Genomic DNA, 1,048 nt, shown 5'->3' on the forward strand with positions numbered 1-1,048 from the left:
GAGTTCGCCGGTGCCGCCGGTGACGAGCGCGGCACCACTGGTACGCCAGGTGCGCGGCGCGGCACGGCCGGCGAGGGGCGCGCGGACGAGCCTGCGGATGTGGGCGCTCCGGCCGCGCAGGGCGATCTGGTCCTCGTCGCCCCGGGCGGCGAGGACGGCGATGAGCCCGCGTGCGCTGTCGTCGTCCAGTTCGCCGGGGAGGTCGACGAGTCCGCCCCAGTAACGGGGCTGTTCCAGTGCCATCACCCGGCCGAGTCCCCAGAGAGCCCCCTGCAAGGGGTGGACGACGGTGTCACCGCCGCTGCCGGTGGTGGCGGCGCCGCTGGTCAGGAACCACGTCCTGGCCTCGATACCGGCGTCCAGCAGGCCCTGGATCAGGAGCAGTGAGGAGACCATGCCCACGGTCGCGCCGGAGTGGGCCGGGGCCGGGCGCTCGTCGAGGGCCAGCAGGGAGACGACGCCCCGCACGGAGGCGGTCTCGGTGTCGGCCAGCCGTGCGGCGATCCGCCCGCGGTCCAGGTCGTCCGCGGCCATGCCGAGGGTGACGGTGGTCGCGCCCGCGCGGTCCAGGGCATGGGTGACATCCTTGACCAGCGCAGACGTCAGGTGTTCTTCGGGTACGGCGAGCAGCCAGGTGCCGTCGAGCGTTGCTGTCCCAGGCAGTTCGTACGGCCGCCACACGACCCGATAGCGCCAGCTGTCGAGCCGGGCGCGGCCCCGCCGCCCCTGGTGCCATGCGGAGAGCGCGGGAATGATGTCGCCGAGGCCGTCGGTGGTGTTCAGGCCGAGAGCCTGGGCGAGTCCGTCGGCATCGCCTTCCTCGACGGTCCGCCAGAACTGCTCCTCGGCGGGATCCGTACTGGCCTTGGCCTTCGGTACGTCCAGCCAGTAGCGGCTGCGCTGGAACGCGTAGGTCGGCAGATCCACGCGGTGCGGGGACAGGCCATCGAAGACCGGCGTCCAGTCGACGGACACACCATGCGCCCACGCCTCGGCCAGCGAGAGGTGGAAGCGCTCCAGGCCGCCCTCACCACGCCGCAGTGAACCC

At 72.8% G+C, this 1,048-nt stretch carries 1 pseudogene; it reads right to left on the minus strand.

Annotation, left to right across the window (positions count from 1 at the left end):
- Positions 1-1,048 (minus strand): annotated as a pseudogene (locus tag AWZ10_RS41225) (hypothetical protein); the annotation flags it as partial.

Source organism: Streptomyces europaeiscabiei, assembly GCF_001550375.1.
In the GTDB taxonomy this organism is placed as follows: domain Bacteria; phylum Actinomycetota; class Actinomycetes; order Streptomycetales; family Streptomycetaceae; genus Streptomyces; species Streptomyces europaeiscabiei.